A 2,493-nucleotide genomic window follows, 5' to 3' on the forward strand; every position below is an offset into this window, starting at 1 on the left:
CGCTCAACCGGGCAAGCCGCTCCTCAACATCAAAGAAACCAGGCTGTTTCATATCGCCATTCCCTCAACCAGAACCAGAGGAATGGAATCACACAGAAGGCCTCAAAACCAGTAGGTTTTTCGAACCAATATTTAGCAAGTAATTACCTTATTTTCTTGACTATTAGTAAGGTTTGTTGTTATATTGATATGTGTAACCAAAGAAAAGGACAAAAATATATAAAAAAGGAGATTATTTAAATGGCTATTTCATACAGAAAATATAAGAAAAAAATCACAGCAACAGTCCGATTGAATGGCGAATGCTTAAGTCTTACATTTCCAAGCAAGACAGAGGCAGAGCAATGGAGCAGAAGGGTAGATATTGCTATACGCGCTTCGCTTTCAAACCCAGACAGACCATTCAACAGGCAAGACTTCTTACCTAAAAAAGCAATTTCCAAAAAAGAGATGTTGCTTAAGGAACAAGAAAAACAAAACAGCAATATCCCGAACATCGAGTGGACACTTAAGAAAGCCCTACAGCATTTTACCTACACAAAATTAGAGTCATACAAGTCCTACGAGGAAACACTTAATCGTATTAAGAAATGGCAGAAAAGCCCCATCGCGGAAATCAAACTAAAAGATTTATCGCCAGAAATACTATATGCTTATGTCAATGAGCAGATAGATGCAGGGAAAGCACCCCAAACCATAAAGAATAATATCTTTATCATTTCAGCCCTGTTCCGTGTTGCTACAAGCGCAAAAACAAGGGGTGGCTGGAATCTGCTATCCTTGGACAATCCTGTTAAGCATATCGAATTACCAAAATCACGACCTAACAGGCAGAGACGCTTAAAAATCGGTGAAGAACAGGCTTTATTTGATGCACTTGCAGAATGTTCACACCCTGAGATTTTGCCCTTTGTGAGGTTCGCGCTTGAAACTGGTATGCGTAAATCAGAGATACTTGGAATCACAAAAGGCGAGATTAATCAAACCCCGCAGGGCTTTGAAATTATCAAGCATGATACCAAAAACGGAGAACGCAGAACCATTTATCTATCTTCAAGAGCAGTTAATGCTATCAAGCCATTATACGAACAAATTAAAGATAAATCGCTGAACGAAAAATTATTCAAAATTACTGATAATCAAATCGAAGTGAATTTCACAAAAGCAAGAAATAAAATTAATTCCAATGATCTGCGACTTCACGATTTACGCCATGAGGCGATAAGCAGATTAGCAGATAAAAACCTATCAATCGGTGATTTATCTAATCAATCAGGCCATAAGTCCATGCAAACCTTACTTAGATATGTAAATGTTTCGGAACGTAATATCAGAGAAAAACTTGAACAATTACAATAAATCTTGTTTTTTACAAATAAATACATAATAATAAAAAAGGTATCTTGAAATTAATCAGGATACCTAATTTAAGATTAAATTTTAAATTACCATACCCATTAAGATTTCCCGAAACCGCCAAGTGAAAGGAAACAAAAAAGATAAGGAGTTATTAAGATTATGATAGAAAATTATTATGAAAATATCAAGAAAAATATTCATAACAAACCTTCTTTTTTTATGAATGATTCCAATAAATATAAAAAATATACAAATCACATAAGAAATAAAACCATATCTAACGCACTGCATCATTATGCAGATAGCCAAAAACTTGCTACCCTGTTCCTTACATTGACGTGTGAAAAACATACAGATAACAAGAGTTTATCGAAGAACGAACTTAATAATAAGTTTCAATATATTCAGAAAGAACTTAAAAAATCTAACATTCTGAATTTCGGAATTAAGTCCCTAGAACTTACAAAAAATAAAATCTATCACATGCACATTATTCTTTTTTGTTTTAAAGAAGATATGGAAAAAATTAGAGCGATAACGAACAACAAATTTCAAAATGATATAAACAAAAATGAGCTATCTTTTCAAAAAGTTTTCCGCGAAACAACGCGACATATCATTCAATATATTCACAAGATTGAATTTCAAAATAACATATCAAAACAAGAATCTAATTTAATATCTTATTCCGAAATTTCATTCTTTGGCATACAAAAAATAATCAAAGAATATGACAGGATATATAAAAAAGACTTTTCCGAGATAGACTTTAACAGATACAAAGAATTAGGAATCCTTGAGCATCTTAAAACAGACTTGAAGATTCACAATCTAATCAAATCAAAAAGAATTTTCACAGCATTAGCTGAACTTGGCACGTTTACAAAATTATCGAAAAAAATTAATTCCAAACGCTGGAACTTACAAAAAACAAATTCACAAGGAATTAGGAAATTATTTTCCAAAAAATTAACCAGCCCAAAAACACCAGTTAGACCAACCAGACAAAGGGGAAACTGGAAAAATACAAATATAACTAAAAAAGAAAGATTGAATTATTTGTCCTATATTCCCCCACCCATTTCTAAGTGGAGGAAAGTTTTCATATATTCAAAAACTTGGACTTTTGAATAC

3 protein-coding genes are annotated in these 2,493 nt (G+C 32.9%); all 3 read left to right on the forward strand.

The genetic code is table 11. The features are described 5' to 3' along the window. Positions 1-240, forward strand: a 240-nt coding sequence (locus tag F1542_RS17285) for a hypothetical protein (protein ID WP_227672835.1), incomplete at its 5' end; no start/stop codon positions are given. After that, complete coding sequence (locus F1542_RS16770) at positions 241-1,359, forward strand: site-specific integrase (RefSeq protein ID WP_193733996.1); 1,119 nt, start codon at positions 241-243, stop codon at positions 1,357-1,359. Between the two features lie 159 nt (positions 1,360-1,518). Further along, positions 1,519-2,493: hypothetical protein (locus F1542_RS16775; RefSeq protein ID WP_227672836.1), on the forward strand; the 975-nt coding region annotated here is incomplete at its 3' end.

Origin of the sequence: Komagataeibacter sp. FXV3 (assembly GCF_015155755.1) — a bacterium.
Classification (GTDB): domain Bacteria; phylum Pseudomonadota; class Alphaproteobacteria; order Acetobacterales; family Acetobacteraceae; genus Komagataeibacter.

Coding starts and splice junctions, on each gene's coding strand:
- F1542_RS16770 (WP_193733996.1), top strand. CDS start 241: ATGGCTATTTCATACAGAAAATATAAGAAAAAAATCACAGCAACAGTC.